Genomic DNA, 16,094 nt, shown 5'->3' on the forward strand with positions numbered 1-16,094 from the left:
CGCTCCATCGCTGCCCGGCCTTTGTGGATGGTTTCACCAAACTCCAGTAACGTCCCGTGCAGGGCATTAATTTGTGCGGTCCGGAACTTCACCAGTTGCATGCGGGTACGGTGCAGAACCAGTACCGACTGCTGTTCTTCTGTTTTTACGGCGATTTCTTTACCCGGCTGCTGAACCGCCATCCAGATAGCCCGGGCATCCATCACATCATTCTTATTGCCCATGACGAATGCCTTAACGAAGCGGGCCTGCAACAACCGGACTTTATGACCAAGTTTTGTCAGTTCCCGTGCCCAGTGCTGAGAACCTCCACAGGCCTCCATACCAATCAGGCATGGCTCACGGTTGCCGAAGAACGTCAGAAAATCCTGTCTACGCAACTGTTTATCAACCACTTCACCTGTGTGCTCATTGATGAAGTGAATCTGAATGACATGTTTTGCGATATCAACGCCAACCGGTGTATATTTCATTTGTGGAGTCTCCAGTCTGAGGGAGCTTTATGCATCCCGTATTGGGCACTATGATGCCGGAAATCTGCGAGGCTCCACACCTGCCAGTTTCACCCTTTTAACCATCATACTGCTCCGTGTTTAATTGTGTGGGATGCGTTCATTACATTTTCACTGGCTTCCGTCAGTGCCGAAAGGCGATGGGCACTGATGATTACCGTTCTTCCCTGTCCCCACTGACGCAGGTTATGCAGGATCTGGTGCTCTGTGCGTCCGTCCACCGCCGAAAGCGCATCATCAAGGATGAGGATTTCCGCGTTGACTAATAACGCTCGAGCAATGGAGATACGCTGTTTTTGCCCACCGGAAAGCATCACGCCGCGCTCGCCCACTTCTGTATCGTAACCTTGCGGTAGACGCAAAATATCGTCATGTACGCTGGCTAACCGCGCGACATGCTCAATCTCTTGCTGGGTGGCATTCGGGCAACCCAACGCGATGTTGTTCGCTACGGTGTCGGAAAAAAGGAACGGTGTCTGGCTAACTACCGCCAGGCGGCTACGCCAGCTATCGAGTTGTAACTTCGTCAGAGGAATATCATGAAAGCGAATATCCCCCTCGCTGACGTCGAAATGACGCTGAATGAGCGACAACAGGGTACTTTTGCCGGAACCAGTCGGCCCGCAGATACCCAGCATCTGACCGGGTTTCAGGGCGAAATTGACGTTTTCCAGCGCAGGATGGTCAGTCTGCGGATACGTGAACTGGTGAATATTTACATCCAGTTCGCCACGCCCTTCCGGCACGGGTTCGCTACCATCGTTCACCACCGGCGCTTCCGCCAGCATCGCGCGAATACGGCTGTATGCAGCACTACCACGTTCCACAATGTTAAACATCCATGCCAGCGCCAGCATTGGCCAAATCATCAGACCTAAATACATCATAAAACTGGTGAGCTGGCCCAGCGTTAAACTGCCCTGCACCACCATCCAACTACCGCCGCCAATCGCCAGCAAGTTCGCCATACCAATCGCGATATAGATGGTCGGGTCGAAACGAGCATCAATACGCGCCACCCGCATGTTTTTTTTGCCGGTATCTTCGGCATCCGCGGCAAATAACGCCGACTGGCGATCTTCCAGACCAAAGGCTTTGATCATGCGGATACTGGTGAGGCTTTCCTAGGTGCGGTCATTAAGACTAGAAAACGCCGCCTGTGCCAGCTTAAAGCGTTCATGCAAGGCATCGCCGTTGCGCTTGATCATGATCGCCATCACTGGCATCGGCAACAGGGCAAATAAGGTCAACTGCCAGCTAATTTGCGTAGACATCATAATCAACACAGCGCAGCCCATCACCAGTGAATCCACCAGCGTCAGCACCCCTTCTCCGGCTGCAAACACGACGCGAACGACGTCATTGGTCGCACGAGCCATGAGGTCACCCGTGCGATGACGCAGGTAAAACTCAGGATGCTGCCGGCTTAGCTGACGGTAATAATCTTCACGCAGTTCAACAGCCAGTTGATAAGACGCACCAAACAGCAATACCCGCCAGACGTAACGCAGGAAATAAACCACAACGGCAATCAGCACCATGGTGGCGATCCACATCAGGATCTGCCCGGTAGTAAAGTGTTGTTCTGTCACGCCATCGACAACAATACCAACCACTTTTGGCGGAACCAGTTGCAGCATCGCGATAATGACAAGCAAGGCGACAGCCCCGAGATAGCGACGCCATTCCCGACGGAAATACCAGCTTAATTGAGCAAATAATCGCACGCGTTGTGTCCTGACCTGATTCTGGATATTTATTCGATGGGTAAAGAAGTGGTGTATTTAATCTGTTCCATCGCGAAGCTGGAAGTGACGTCCGACAGCCCCGGCACGCTGTTTACCAGACGCTTATAAAACTCGTCGTAGCGTTTCATGTCGGCAACCTGGACGCGCATCAGATAATCGTATTCACCAGCCATGCGCCAGAACCCCAGCACTTCTGGCATTTCGGTAACCACCGTGACAAAGCGGCAATACCATTCGCTACTGTGATGTTGCGTTTTTATCAGCACAAAGGCGGTCAGGCCGAGGCCTATTTTTTCCGGATCCAGCAGGGCGACTTTGCCGATAAGGATACCGTCGTCCTCCAGCCGTTTCAGGCGCTTCCAGCAAGGGGTGGTTGTCAGATTAACGGCTTCAGCCAGTGCCTGCAAAGAGAGGGTGCAATCCTGCTGCAGTAAGGCCAGCAGCTTACGGTCAATTTTATCTAACATAGCCCTTCCACAGAGAATTTTTTTCTCTTTTAATTCTATTTTAAAGGTGAAATCACGACAATTTATTCTGTGCGGTTTAAACACCACGGCACAAAATGACAAATTCAACGCAAAAAAAACCGGGCAATTGCCCGGTGCTGGAAGGGATCTCATTATTCGGGGGAATAAGGTAGATGTGGATAGTCCAGTCAGTGCGTCAAATAGTGAGAGACAGCCTGATTTCGGCAATGTCCAATCACCGGTAAATGCGGGAGCTCCGCGCGCAGTTGCGGCATCGCATTGCCCATAATAAACCCGCTACCGACGCTGCCTAACATTTCGCGATCGTTCATCGCATCACCAAAGGCCATGCAATCGCGCAACGATAAACCTAGATGTTGGGTCAGCACCGTCAATGCAGCGCCTTTATTGCAGCCCACCGGCAGCACTTCGAGGCAATCCGTGGCGGAAAAACACAAATGTGCACGCTCGCCTAATGCTTCGTATAGCTGGATCTGCAAGCGTGTAAGATCGTCGTGATCGCCACAGAAGCAGATCTTGGTGACGCTGCCGAGTGGCATTTTTTTGACATCGATTATCTGATAACGAAAACCGCTATAGACAAATGCCTGCAACAACGCAGGGATCTCTTTCCCGGTAAACCAACCGTCGTCATTGAAGATATGCATGCTGGCTCGGGTATCCCATTGCTGATACAGCACCAGCTCCGCGACATCCGCAGGTAAATCATCACGATGTAAAAGTTCACCTTCCAGAGAATGCACGAGCGTTCCGTTGCCGGTAATCAAATATGCATCCAGCGATAGCGCCCCGAGAATATGCTGCATCTCCAGCGCATGACGCCCCGTGGCAAAAGTGAGGGTAATGTCGCGTTCACGCAGTCGCGCCAAAGTAGAGAGGGTTTTCTCACCTAAATGATGGTCAGGCATCAATAAAGTGCCATCCATATCAAATGCTGCCAGACGAGCCATTTCTTTCTCCACTCTGTGACACGGTTAATGGAGATTGAGTATCACCTGATATATACGGAAGTAATAGTGAATAGTTAAATAATATTGTTCCGGGTTTATATGCGATTGCTCAACCGTCTTAACCAGTATCAACGTCTGTGGCAACCTTCAGCCGGAAAGCCGCAAACCGTCACCGTCAGCGAACTGGCCGAACGCTGTTTTTGCAGCGAACGCCATGTTCGTACGCTGTTGCGTCAGGCACAGGAGGCGGGATGGCTGGAGTGGCAGGCGCAGTCAGGACGCGGAAAGCGCGGACATATTACGCTTTCTGGTCACGCCGGAATCGCTACGCAATGCGATGATGGAACAGGCACTGGAAACCGGAAAGCAGCAAGATGTGCTGGAGCTGGCGCAACTGGCCCCAGGTGAGCTACGCACTCTGTTACAGCCGTTTATGGGCGGACAATGGCAAAACGATACACCCACGTTGCGTATTCCCTACTATCGCCCGCTCGAACCGCTACAACCAGGCTTTTTGCCCGGCCGTGCCGAGCAGCATCTCGCCGGGCAGATATTTTCCGGCCTGACCCGCTTCGATAATAATACTCAGCGCCCGATTGGCGATTTAGCGCATCACTGGGAAACCTCTACTGACGGGTTACGCTGGGACTTTTATCTTCGTTCAACCCTACACTGGCATAACGGCGATGCAGTAAAAGCCTCACACTTACACCAGCGATTATTGATGCTGTTACAACTGCCAGCACTGGATCAATTATTTATTAGCGTGAAGCGTATTGAAGTCACCCATCCGCAGTGTCTGACCTTCTTTTTACATCGCCCCGATTACTGGCTTGCGCACCGGCTGGCGAGCTATTGCAGCCATCTGGCGCATCCGCAATTCCCACTGATCGGCACTGGTCCTTTTCGCTTAACACAATTCACAGCGGAGCTGGTGCGCCTGGAGAGCCATGATTATTACCATTTGCGTCATCCGCTGCTTAAAGCGGTTGAGTACTGGATAACTCCGCCGCTTTTCGAAAAAGATTTGGGAACCAGTTGTCGGCATCCCGTGCAAATCACCATCGGCAAACCGGAGGAGCTGCAACGGGTCAGCCAGGTCAGTAGTGGCATCAGTTTAGGTTTTTGCTATTTAACGTTGCGCAAAAGTCCCCGACTCTCCCTCTGGCAGGCGCGAAAAGTGATCTCCATTATTCATCAATCCGGTTTATTACAAACGTTAGAAGTCGGAGAAAACCTGATCACCGCCAGTCATGCATTACTGCCAGGCTGGACTATTCCGCACTGGCAAGTACCGGATGAAGTCAAACTACCGAAAACCTTGACGCTGGTTTATCACCTACCGATAGAACTTCATACCATGGCAGAACGCCTACAGGCGACACTGGCAGCGGAAGGCTGTGAACTCACAATTATTTTTCATAACGCAAAAAACTGGGACGACACGACCCTACTGGCACACGCAGACCTCATGATGGGCGACAGATTAATTGGCGAAGCACCGGAATATACTCTGGAGCAATGGCTACGTTGCGATCCACTATGGCCACATGTTTTCGACGCTCCAGCATATGCACATCTGCAATCGACGCTGGACGCGGTGCAAGTAATGCCTGATGAGGAAAACCGATTTAATGCCCTGAAAGCGGTTTTTAGCCAGTTAATGGCAGACGCGACGCTGACGCCGCTGTTCAACTATCACTATCGCATTAGTGCCCCTCCCGGCGTGAACGGTGTGCGACTGACACCGCGCGGCTGGTTTGAATTTACCGAAGCCTGGCTTCCCGCGCCGTCGCAATGAATAGCTGGTCCGGGTTAATCGCAGGCGTTACCATAACGCTTTTATTGTTCAAGCAGGATTATCTATGAAACGTGCTGTCGTTGTGTTCAGTGGAGGCCAGGATTCCACCACCTGTCTGGTGCAGGCATTACAACAATATGATGAAGTCCATTGCGTGACGTTCGATTACGGTCAGCGACATCGCGCAGAAATCGACGTGGCACGCGAACTGGCGCTGAAACTGGGAGCACGCGCGCATAAGGTTCTTGATGTAACGCTGCTCAACGAGCTGGCGGTCAGCAGCCTGACACGTGACAGCATTCCGGTGCCTGATTATGAACCTGAAGCCGATGGCATCCCGAATACGTTTGTCCCAGGGCGTAATATTTTGTTCCTGACGCTGGCGGCAATATATGCGTATCAGGTAAAAGCAGAAGCCGTAATTACCGGCGTCTGTGAAACGGATTTCTCCGGCTACCCGGATTGCCGCGATGAGTTTGTGAAAGCACTAAACCATGCCGTCAGTTTGGGCATGGCGAAAGATATTCGTTTTGAAACGCCGCTGATGTGGATTGATAAAGCGGAAACCTGGGCGCTGGCAGATTATTACGGCAAACTGGATTTAGTCCGTAACGAAACGTTGACCTGCTATAACGGCATTAAAGGCGACGGTTGCGGTCATTGTGCGGCATGTAATTTACGCGCCAACGGTTTGAATCATTATCTGGCCGATAAACCGACGGTGATGGCAGCGATGAAGCAGAAAACCGGGTTGAGGTAATTATTCCGGGTGTCGCCGGATGCGGCTTGAGCATCCGGCACCACAAAACGTTTACTTAACCATCTGCTCCAGCTTTTCGCGCAATTCCCCTTCCAGAGCTAATGCTTTCTGCGTTTTAAGATCAATACAAACAAACGTAATAAGCGCATCCGCTACCACCTGCCCTTCCGGCTCCAGTGTAATGACCTGGCTTAAGATGCCGCTTTTACCGTTTAATTGCTGCAACTGACTGGTAATAGTTAACAGGTCACTTAATACCGCTGGGCGACGATAGTTAATATTGATATTGACCACGACGAAGGCGATGTTATGGGCCGTCATCCACTGAAAACTGTCGCTATTTTCCAACCCATCCCAGCGGGCTTCTTCGAGAAATTCAAGGTAGCGGGCGTTGTTGACGTGCTGGTAAACGTCGAGATGATATCCACGAACTTTTATTTGTGTTTGCATAGCGCAATAACCTTACGTTGTTGTTATAAGTACAGAGGTCATAACTGGTATGACCTCTTCAGTCTGGCAAAAAATTGCCACTATGCAAATTAATTACAGGGTTAATACCGCCAGATTACGTTCCACCAGCGAATTGCCCATCCCCGGCACCTGCTTTAGATCCTCCACTGTTTTAAACGGACCGTACTCTTCGCGATAACTGACAATCGCCTGCGCTTTCTTCAGGCCAACGCCATTCATCGCGCGGGCTAGCTCTTCCGCGCTGGCATTATTAATGCTGACCCGGGTGCCTTCTTCGTCACTGGCTTTCGCCGGTACTGCTGCTTTACTTTGTGCTGCAGGAGCTTCCGCTTTGGTTTCTACCGCCGTCGGTTTCGCCACAGAAGCTGCCGCCAGCGCGCTATGAGACATTCCGGCACAGGCCAGGGACAGGGTAATGAGCAGTGCTTTAATTCCGTGTTTCATACTGTTTTCTCCTTGTTTGTTAACAGTGGAATCACCTTAACGGCAGTGAAAACAGTAAACAAATGGCAATGTTCAGAAATGGAAAAGGCCGCGAAAGCGACCTTTTTCTTGTTACAGCTGCAACGCATTTTTTTGCGAGGCGGCTTCAGGATTATTGCTGTTCCAGCGCATCGCCAATTTTGATTTTCGCCTCTTTACGCAGGTTACTCATCAGAGCTTCAAAGACGATTTGTGCGTTGTTCTGGGTGATACCCTGCACCATCGCTTTTTTCTGATCTTCCGGCATTGAACCTTGTTTCACTTCATCCAGCGCCAGCAGAACCACATTACCTTGCATATCGGTCGCCATACCGTAGCTCGGTTTGTCTTTCGCTGGCAGTGGCAGTGCAAACGCCGCCTGGCTAATCGGGTCACGACCGGAACGGCTTAAGGTTTTCGGCTCGCCAAATTTCAGACCGGCAGCCTGCATAGCTTCCGCACCTTTGCCGGCTTTCAAATCAACCAGCAGTTTCTCAGCATCCACTTTCGCCTGTTGTTCAGCTTTGTTGTGCTGAACCAGTGCCTTAACTTGTTCCTGAACATCTGCCAACGGTTTCACCGCTTCCGGTTTGTGCTCGCTGATGCGCAGCACGAATGCACGGTCGCCGTCTACGGTGATGATGTCAGAGTTGATGCCCGGCGCGCCGTTTTCACCTACCAGACCGCCGTTAAAGATAGCGTCGGCAACCGGCTTGAAGTTCAACTCTTCCGGCAGGTTATCTTTGCTGAACCAACCCGTCTGAGTGGCTTTAACGCCGGCAGCTTGCTCTGCACCGGCCAGAGACTCTGTGTCGTTGCTTGCCGCATCGCTCACTTTCTGCTGCAGCGCATAGTACGCATCGAGGGCTTTTTCGTGTTTCACTTTCGCCGCAATGTCGTCACGTACTTCGTCTAACGATTTCACTTTCGCTGGCTGAATGTCGTCCAGACGTACAATCAGGAAACCGACCGAAGATTTGATGACACCAGACAGTTGGCCTTTTTCTTTCAGACCAGCATTTTTCAGTTCGTCGGGGATAGTGGCATCTTCTAACCAACCCATATCGCCGCCGTTACGGGCAGAGATAATATCGGCAGATTTTTCTTTGGCTAATGCAGCAAAATCACCGCCTTTATTCAGCTCATCAAGTACCGCTTTCGCTTCATCTTCAGTTTTGGTCTGGATGATGCTGTAGCGGGTACGCTGCGGCTGGGTGAATTGATCCTGATGCTGATCGTAGTAGCTCTGGATATCCGCATCGCTAACCGGTTGCTGCATCGTTGCGGCATCCAGCTTGATGTAACTCACGCGGAATTGTTCCGGCGTCATGAAATTGTTTTTGTTTTGTTCGTAGTAGCTGGCAATCTCCTGTTCGGTCACAGGCTGCTTCGCCGCCAGCGCGTTAACATCGATAGTCGCCTCACGCACCACGCGTTGTTGCGCGACCAGTGCCGCCAGCTCGTCGGTTTCACCTTTCAGCATAAAATCGGTACCGGCAACACCGTTAATCAGCTGTTGGGTAGTGAGCTGGTTACGCAGCGCCTGGGCGTACTGATCGGCGGTCATCCCCATCTGGTTGAGGATACCGTTATAGCGGCTGTTATCAAATTTGCCGTCAACCTGGAAGGCTGGGGTCGCGAAAATCGCCTGTTTAACCTGCTCATCACTGATACCCAGTTTCAGCTCACGAGCGTACTGATCCAACAGCGCCTCGTCGATCAGACGATTCAGCACCTGTTGACGCAGGGTTTTCATATAGCCTTCATTCGCTGCCAGCTCGGAGTATTGATCGCCCAGCTGTTGCTGCATGCGATTACGCTCGCTGTTAAAGGCGTTCTCGAACTGCCCACGGCTGATTTCCTGGTCATTCACTTTTGCGGCGTAGTTATTGCCTCCGCCAATCAGGTAACCACTCACGCCGGTCAATATGAACGACACGATAATGATACCGAAAATAATCTTGAGCACGAGACTGTTTGCAGCCGTGCGTAAGCTGTCCATCATGGTGTAACAACACTCCGCTGTAGATGACTGTGTACCTCACGCAACGTATCGATGCGCGCAAAGGCCTATTGTGACAAGAAACGGGGGCAATTGTCAGCCCACAAGACGCAGAAAGTCACCGAATACAAATAAAAAAGGCACATCAGTAGATGCGCCCTTGAACTTCGTCACATCCCCACCGGGGACAACGCTTAGTTTACCGCGTCTTTCAGTGCTTTACCTGCACGGAAGCTCGGTACTTTAGCAGCAGCGATGGTGATCTCTTTACCGGTCTGCGGGTTGCGGCCAGTACGGGCAGCACGCTCTTTAACGGCAAAAGTACCAAAACCTACCAGTGCTACATCATCCCCTTCTTTCAGAGATTCAGTTACGGAAGCAATAATAGCATCTAACGCACGGCCAGCCGCAGCTTTAGAGATATCAGCCCCTGCAGCAATCTTGTCGATCAATTGAGATTTATTCACTCTTCTCTTCCTCTTTATAATTTATATCGCACTTGAATCCTTCAAGGTACGAACGCGCAGCAGTTATATCAGGCCAGCCATCCCCTTACAACACCCCTTAATAAGGGCAAGCCCGATCCGCCATCTAACTTAGCGAGACAAAAAAAGGCTGGCAAGCCCGAATTAGCCTGCCAGCCCTGTTTTTATTAGTGCATTTTGCGCGAGGTCACTATTTTGCAGTCACAACCTGCATGCCAGACGGTTCATTTTGCAGCGCCAGAGTCAGAACTTCCTCAATGCGCTTCACAGGATGAATGTCCAGATCGGCAATTACGTTGTCAGGAATCTCTTCCAGATCGCGTTTATTTTCGAACGGAATTAGCACTGTTTTAATCCCGCCGCGATGCGCTGCCAGGAGTTTTTCTTTCAAACCACCGATCGGCAGTACCTGACCACGCAGAGTGATCTCACCGGTCATTGCCACATCGGCACGAACCGGGTTACCGGTCAGGCAAGAAACCAGCGCGGTGCACATAGCAATACCGGCACTCGGACCATCTTTCGGCGTCGCACCTTCCGGTACGTGGACGTGGATGTCACGTTTTTCGTAAAAATCAGGGTTGATCCCCAGTTTTTCCGCACGCGCACGAACCACCGTTAACGCCGCCTGAATAGACTCCTGCATCACTTCGCCGAGCGAACCGGTATAGGTCAGTTTGCCTTTACCCGGAACACATGCGGTTTCAATGGTCAGCAAGTCACCGCCCACTTCCGTCCACGCCAGACCGGTTACCTGACCGACACAGTTTTCGTTATCAGCGCGACCATAGTCGAAACGCTGAACACCGAGGTAGTCATGCAGGTTATCGCCGTTAATTTCGATATGTTTTAATGACTTATCGAGCAGTAACTGCTTAACCGCTTTGCGGCACAGTTTGGAGATTTCACGCTCCAGACCACGCACGCCCGCCTCACGGGTGTAGTAACGAATAATGCCGATAATGGCGCTATCGTCGACGGTCAGCTCACCTTTTTTCAGTGCATTACGTTCAATCTGCTTCGGCAGCAGGTGACGTTTGGCGATGTTCAGTTTTTCATCTTCGGTATAACCGGAGAGGCGAATCACTTCCATACGATCCAGCAGCGGTGCCGGAATGTTCATGGAGTTCGACGTCGCGACAAACATCACGTCGCTGAGATCGTAATCCACTTCCAGGTAGTGGTCGCTGAACGCTACGTTCTGCTCTGGATCCAGCACTTCAAGCAGTGCAGAGGCCGGATCGCCTCGCATGTCAGAAGACATTTTGTCGATCTCATCGAGCAGGAACAGCGGGTTTTTCACGCCCACTTTCGCCATTTTCTGGATCAGTTTACCCGGCATAGAACCGATGTAAGTACGGCGGTGACCACGGATTTCCGCTTCATCACGCACGCCGCCCAGCGCCATACGGACATATTTACGCCCGGTGGCTTTGGCAATGGACTGACCAAGAGAGGTTTTACCTACCCCCGGCGGCCCTACCAGGCAGAGGATCGGTCCCTTGATTTTGTTGACACGGCTTTGAACCGCAAGGTACTCAAGGATGCGATCTTTCACGCGCTCCAGACCATAATGGTCGGTATCAAGGATTTCCTGCGCCTGACGCAGTCTTTTTTGACCTTGCTGCGCGCATTCCACGGTACCTGTACCATCCAGTCGATATAACCACGCACTACGGTCGCTTCTGCCGACATCGGAGACATCATTTTCAGCTTCTGCAACTCTGCTTCCGCTTTCTCTTTTGCCTCTTTCGGCATCTTCGCCGCGTCGATTTTGCGCTTCAGGGCTTCGTTTTCGTCCGGCGCGTCGTCCATTTCACCGAGTTCTTTCTGAATAGCTTTCATTTGCTCGTTCAGATAGTACTCACGCTGGGATTTCTCCATCTGCTTTTTAACGCGGTTGCGAATGCGTTTCTCAACCTGCAGCAGATCGATTTCCGATTCCATCATTGCCATCAGATATTCCAGACGTTCGTTAACGTCGGACATCTCCAGAACGGACTGTTTGTCAGCCAGTTTCAGTGGCATATGTGCAGCAATGGTATCCGCCAGACGCGCCGGATCGTCGATGCTATTCAGCGACGTCAGCACTTCTGGTGGGATTTTTTTGTTCAGCTTGATGTAGCCTTCGAACTGGCTGATTGCAGTACGCACCAGCACTTCCTGTTCCCGCTCATCAATGGTCGGCGACTCCAGATACTCCGCCTTCGCAGAAAAGTGTTCGCCATTGTCAGAGAGCGCAGAAATACGCGCGCGCTGTAACCCCTCGACCAGCACTTTGACGGTGCCGTCAGGCAGTTTCAGCATCTGCAATATAGAGGCCACGGTCCCGACGGTGAAAAGATCGTTTACACCCGGCTCATCCGTTGAAGCTTCTTTCTGCGCGACCAGCATAATTTTTTTATCATGGTCCATCGCCGCTTCCAGACAACGGATAGATTTTTCCCGCCCGACAAATAAGGGAATGACCATGTGCGGATAAACCACCACATCGCGCAGCGGCAATACGGGGATTTCAATGCGTTCAGAACGCTCAGGATTCATAGAGCTCTCTCTTAGTTTAATTTCCGCCAGGTAATCAGATGACACGACTGTGCTTCACGCCATCTATTAACATGTACGTCAGTATATGGGGATGTTTCCCCCACATTCAACGCCGAGAATAGAGGAAAAATTAAAGGGGAGATAAAATCCCCCCTTTTTGGTTAACTAATTGTATGGGAATGGTTAATTATTCACCAGATGCCTGTTGCGCTTCCGGCTTACCATAAATCAGCAACGGTTTGCTTTGACCATCAATTACCGACTCGTCGATAACCACTTTTTCGACATCTTCCATGGACGGCAGATCGTACATGGTATCGAGCAGTGCGGCTTCTACGATGGAACGCAGGCCACGGGCACCGGTTTTACGCGCCATCGCTTTCTTAGCGATAGCATCCAGCGCCTCGTCACGGAATTCCAGATCCACGCCTTCCAGATTAAACAGCGCCTGATACTGCTTGGTCAGGGCGTTTTTCGGCTCTTTGAGGATCTGAATCAGAGCTTCTTCGCTCAGTTCATTCAACGTTGCGACAACCGGCAGACGACCAATAAACTCAGGGATAAGACCAAACTTGATCAGATCTTCCGGTTCAACCTGCGCCAGCAGCTCGCCTTCGCTTGCTTTGTCGGACTTCGCTTTTACCGTCGCGCCAAAACCAATGCCGGAGCCGGTTTCTACACGGTGGGAAATCACTTTATCCAGACCGGCAAACGCACCGCCACAAATAAACAGGATCTTGGAGGTATCAACCTGCAAAAATTCCTGCTGCGGATGCTTACGCCCGCCCTGCGGTGGAACGGCAGCAACAGTACCTTCGATCAGTTTCAACAGTGCCTGCTGTACGCCTTCACCGGAAACGTCACGGGTAATAGACGGGTTGTCCGACTTACGAGAAATCTTGTCGATTTCATCGATGTAGACAATACCACGCTGTGCTTTCTGGACATCGTAGTCGCATTTCTGCAACAGCTTCTGAATGATGTTTTCAACGTCTTCACCCACATAACCGGCTTCGGTCAGTGTAGTCGCGTCGGCCATGGTGAACGGAACATCCAGCAGGCGCGCCAGCGTTTCAGCCAGCAGCGTTTTACCGGAACCGGTCGGACCGATCAGCAGAATGTTACTTTTGCCCAACTCGACACCATTGCTGGTATCGCCGTTGCGCAGACGTTTGTAATGGTTGTATACCGCGACCGCCAGCACTTTTTTCGCCTGTTCCTGGCCGATAACGTAATCGTCCAGGTGGTTGCGAATTTCATGCGGCGTCGGTAGCGCACTGCGTTCACGATGCGGTGCAACTTCTTTAATCTCTTCGCGAATGATGTCGTTACATAAATCAACACATTCGTCGCAGATATACACGGATGGACCGGCAATCAGCTTGCGCACTTCATGCTGGCTTTTGCCGCAAAAAGAGCAATACAGCAATTTGCCTGAGCCATCTTTGCGTTTATCTGTCATGGGTCAAAACCTCTTCTTTGTTCTTTGTGCCGCACACGACGACGCAAATGCCATTCTCAGGCGCAAGCCGCTTACAGCGTTGTGCCGCCCTGGATAAGTATAGCGGCACAGTTGCGCCTCTGGCATCAATTACGATGGGTCAGAATCGAATCGACCAGACCGTATTCCACCGCTTCAGGGGCGGAAAGGAAGCGATCGCGCTCGGTATCACGTTCAATCTGTTCTAATGATTGACCCGTATGAAGCGCCATAAGTTCATTCATGCGCCCTTTAACTTTCAGAATTTCACGGGCATGAATTTCGATATCGGTCGCCTGGCCCTGGTAGCCGCCCAACGGTTGGTGAATCATCACGCGCGAATTCGGCAGGCAAAAACGTTTACCTTTTGCCCCTGCGGTCAGCAAGAAAGCGCCCATCGAGGCCGCCTGGCCCATACAGATGGTGCTGACATCAGGCTTGATAAACTGCATGGTGTCATAGATAGACATCCCGGCAGTGATCACCCCGCCTGGGGAGTTAATGTACAGATAGATATCTTTTTCTGGGTTTTCCGCTTCCAGGAACAGCATCTGCGCCACAATCAGGTTAGCCATGTGGTCTTCAACCTGGCCAGTCAGAAAAATGACGCGTTCCTTAAGTAGACGAGAATAGATATCAAAAGAGCGCTCACCGCGTGAGGTCTGTTCAATGACCATCGGCACCAGCGCCATATGGGGTGCAAAGTTATCTCGTTCGCCGCTGTATGACATTTCCGTCTCCTGGATAAAATTGAAAAAACCTGCTGTACCGATTGTAACCTTATGGACGGATTATCAGCTAGTCCCTGTGTTATGGGTACGGCATCACCATATTTCAAGCATAACAATCTTTTGTTGTTACGCTAACACCGAAAGAGGCTTTTCGCACGGTTCCATGCAAAATTCATGACAAAAAAAGCCCACCACCTGGCGGTGACGGGCCTTTGTGCGAATTTAGCGCGTTATGCTGCGTAAATTACGCCTGCTGGTTCATCAGCTCGTTGAAAGTGGTTTCTTTTTCAGTCACTTTCGCTTTCGCCAGTACAGCTTCAACAGCCTGTTCTTCCAGAGCAACATTGCGCATGTTGTCCATCAGTTCTTTGTTTTTGCTGTAGAACTCGATAACTTCTTTCGGATCTTCGTACGCAGAAGCCATCTCTTCGATCAGGCCTTTCACGCGCTCTTCGTCAGCTTTCAGCTCGTTGGTGCGGATAACTTCGCCCAGCAGCAGGCCAACAACTACGCGGCGTTTAGCCTGTTCTTCGAACAGTTCGCGCGGCAGTTCCAGAGCTTGTTTTTCGTTGCCACCGAAACGCTGTGCAGCCTGGCGACGCAGAACGTCGATTTCGCTGTCGATCAGCGCAGCCGGTACGTCGATGTCGTTAGCTTTTACCAGACCTTCGATCGCCTGAGACTTAACGCGGTTACGGATGGCGCTCTTCAGCTCGCGCTCCATGTTTTTACGCACTTCAGCGCGCAGACCTTCTACGGAACCATCTTCAACGCCGAAACGTTTGATGAATTCTGCAGTCAGTTCCGGCAGTTCACGCTCTTCAACTTTCTTCAGGTTGATAGCGAATTTCGCTGCTTTACCTTTCAGGTTTTCTGCGTGGTATTCTTCCGGGAAGGTCACGTCGATGGTGAACTCTTCGCCAGCTTTGTGGCCTTTGATACCGTCTTCAAAGCCCGGGATCATACGACCCTGGCCCATCGCCAGTACGAAATCAGACGCTTTACCGCCTTCGAACTCTTCGCTGTCTACAGAACCGGTGAAGTCGATGGTTACGCGGTCTTCTGCTTCAACAGCGCTGTCTTTTTCTTTCCAGGTCGCCTGCTGTTTACGCAGAGTATCCAGCATGCCGTCAACGTCAGCGTCGGTCACTTCAACGATCGGTTTTTCAACTTCGATCGCTTCCAGACCCTGCAGTTCAACTTCCGGATAAACTTCAAACTCTACAGAGTAAGTGAAGTCTTCACCCAGCTTGTATTCGCCCGGAACATAAGTCGGTGCGCCAGCCGGATTGATTTTTTCTTTAATGATGGCGTCAATGAAGTTACGGCTCATCAGGTCACCCAGAACGTCCTGGCGTACAGACGCGCCATAACGCTGAGCAACGATATTCATTGGCACTTTGCCTTTGCGGAAGCCGTCAATACGTACTTTTTTCGCAACGTTGACCAGCTCGCTTTTAACAGCGGTCTCGATGCTGTCAGCAGCGATAGTAATCGTTACACGGCGGCCAAGGCCTTGAGTGGTTTCAACTGAAACTTGCATCTTGTTACCTCAAAAAATCACAGTGCTCGGTCAACTCTTACCCCGCAAGCACAGGTTGTTGGCTTCGCGGAACCGGGATGTTCTTATAATCAATCACATTCCCTGTTACCAGAATCA

The 16,094-nt window shown here is 51.2% G+C and carries 10 protein-coding genes and 4 pseudogenes; 2 read left to right on the forward strand and 12 right to left on the reverse strand.

Annotation, left to right across the window (positions count from 1 at the left end):
* The 4 genes and pseudogenes from BHE85_RS13630 to cof all read right to left on the reverse strand — a co-directional run.
* Positions 1–473, reverse strand: a pseudogene (locus BHE85_RS13630) (IS110-like element ISEc11 family transposase); the annotation flags it as partial.
* 113 nt (positions 474–586) lie between these two features.
* Positions 587–2,239: pseudogene (locus tag BHE85_RS13635) on the reverse strand (SmdA family multidrug ABC transporter permease/ATP-binding protein); the annotation flags it as partial.
* A 29-nt stretch (positions 2,240–2,268) separates the two neighbouring features.
* The gene (decR, locus tag BHE85_RS13640) at positions 2,269–2,727 is read right to left on the reverse strand and encodes a DNA-binding transcriptional regulator DecR (protein ID WP_000884589.1); all 459 of its coding nucleotides are present in this window, start codon (positions 2,725–2,727) and stop codon (positions 2,269–2,271) included.
* A 188-nt stretch (positions 2,728–2,915) separates the two neighbouring features.
* On the reverse strand, positions 2,916–3,698 hold the full coding sequence (gene cof, locus BHE85_RS13645) for an HMP-PP phosphatase (RefSeq protein ID WP_039063990.1): 783 nt from the start codon (positions 3,696–3,698) through the stop codon (positions 2,916–2,918).
* Between the two features lie 99 nt (positions 3,699–3,797).
* On the opposite strand from cof, the pseudogene BHE85_RS13655 reads away from it, so the two are divergent.
* Both BHE85_RS13655 and queC read left to right on the forward strand, forming a co-directional pair.
* Positions 3,798–5,499 (forward strand): annotated as a pseudogene (locus BHE85_RS13655) (SgrR family transcriptional regulator).
* 64 nt (positions 5,500–5,563) lie between these two features.
* Complete coding sequence (gene queC, locus BHE85_RS13660) at positions 5,564–6,259, forward strand: 7-cyano-7-deazaguanine synthase QueC (RefSeq protein ID WP_000817229.1); 696 nt, start codon at positions 5,564–5,566, stop codon at positions 6,257–6,259.
* A gap of 51 nt (positions 6,260–6,310) precedes the next feature.
* Here queC and fadM read toward each other — a convergent pair whose 3' ends face one another.
* From fadM to tig, 8 genes and pseudogenes are all read right to left on the reverse strand, one after another.
* Positions 6,311–6,709: a long-chain acyl-CoA thioesterase FadM gene (fadM, locus tag BHE85_RS13665; protein WP_001194534.1), complete on the reverse strand. Its 399-nt coding sequence runs from the start codon at positions 6,707–6,709 to the stop codon at positions 6,311–6,313.
* Between the two features lie 93 nt (positions 6,710–6,802).
* A complete protein-coding gene (locus BHE85_RS13670; RefSeq protein ID WP_000680312.1) occupies positions 6,803–7,174 on the reverse strand; it encodes a helix-hairpin-helix domain-containing protein in 372 nt (123 codons plus the stop codon).
* 151 nt (positions 7,175–7,325) lie between these two features.
* Positions 7,326–9,197 (reverse strand): peptidylprolyl isomerase, encoded by a 1,872-nt coding sequence (ppiD, locus tag BHE85_RS13675; RefSeq protein WP_000969372.1) that lies wholly within the window; start codon positions 9,195–9,197, stop codon positions 7,326–7,328.
* Positions 9,198–9,388: 191 nt separating this feature from the next.
* Positions 9,389–9,679 carry a nucleoid-associated protein HU-beta gene (hupB, locus tag BHE85_RS13680; protein WP_254892905.1) on the reverse strand — a complete coding sequence of 97 codons (291 nt, stop codon included), beginning with the start codon at positions 9,677–9,679 and terminating at the stop codon, positions 9,389–9,391.
* A gap of 190 nt (positions 9,680–9,869) precedes the next feature.
* Positions 9,870–12,223 (reverse strand): annotated as a pseudogene (lon, locus tag BHE85_RS13685) (endopeptidase La).
* A gap of 187 nt (positions 12,224–12,410) precedes the next feature.
* Positions 12,411–13,685 (reverse strand): ATP-dependent protease ATP-binding subunit ClpX, encoded by a 1,275-nt coding sequence (gene clpX / locus BHE85_RS13690; RefSeq protein ID WP_000130305.1) that lies wholly within the window; start codon positions 13,683–13,685, stop codon positions 12,411–12,413.
* A 125-nt stretch (positions 13,686–13,810) separates the two neighbouring features.
* Positions 13,811–14,434: an ATP-dependent Clp endopeptidase proteolytic subunit ClpP gene (gene clpP / locus BHE85_RS13695; protein WP_000122253.1), complete on the reverse strand. Its 624-nt coding sequence runs from the start codon at positions 14,432–14,434 to the stop codon at positions 13,811–13,813.
* 244 nt (positions 14,435–14,678) lie between these two features.
* Positions 14,679–15,977 (reverse strand): trigger factor, encoded by a 1,299-nt coding sequence (gene tig / locus BHE85_RS13700; protein ID WP_001198394.1) that lies wholly within the window; start codon positions 15,975–15,977, stop codon positions 14,679–14,681.
* Positions 15,978–16,094 lie beyond the last annotated feature (117 nt).

The organism is Shigella sp. FC1567, assembly GCF_001743015.1.
In the GTDB taxonomy this organism is placed as follows: Bacteria; Pseudomonadota; Gammaproteobacteria; order Enterobacterales; family Enterobacteriaceae; genus Escherichia; species Escherichia coli.

Excerpts from the sequence above, each read along its gene's own strand:
- fadM (WP_001194534.1), bottom strand. The coding sequence starts at position 6,709 with ATGCAAACACAAATAAAAGTTCGTGGATATCATCTCGACGTTTACCAG.
- BHE85_RS13670 (WP_000680312.1), bottom strand. The coding sequence starts at position 7,174 with ATGAAACACGGAATTAAAGCACTGCTCATTACCCTGTCCCTGGCCTGT.
- cof (WP_039063990.1), bottom strand. The coding sequence starts at position 3,698 with ATGGCTCGTCTGGCAGCATTTGATATGGATGGCACTTTATTGATGCCT.
- clpX (WP_000130305.1), bottom strand. The coding sequence starts at position 13,685 with ATGACAGATAAACGCAAAGATGGCTCAGGCAAATTGCTGTATTGCTCT.
- clpP (WP_000122253.1), bottom strand. The coding sequence starts at position 14,434 with ATGTCATACAGCGGCGAACGAGATAACTTTGCACCCCATATGGCGCTG.
- ppiD (WP_000969372.1), bottom strand. The coding sequence starts at position 9,197 with ATGATGGACAGCTTACGCACGGCTGCAAACAGTCTCGTGCTCAAGATT.
- decR (WP_000884589.1), bottom strand. The coding sequence starts at position 2,727 with ATGTTAGATAAAATTGACCGTAAGCTGCTGGCCTTACTGCAGCAGGAT.
- tig (WP_001198394.1), bottom strand. The coding sequence starts at position 15,977 with ATGCAAGTTTCAGTTGAAACCACTCAAGGCCTTGGCCGCCGTGTAACG.
- queC (WP_000817229.1), top strand. The coding sequence starts at position 5,564 with ATGAAACGTGCTGTCGTTGTGTTCAGTGGAGGCCAGGATTCCACCACC.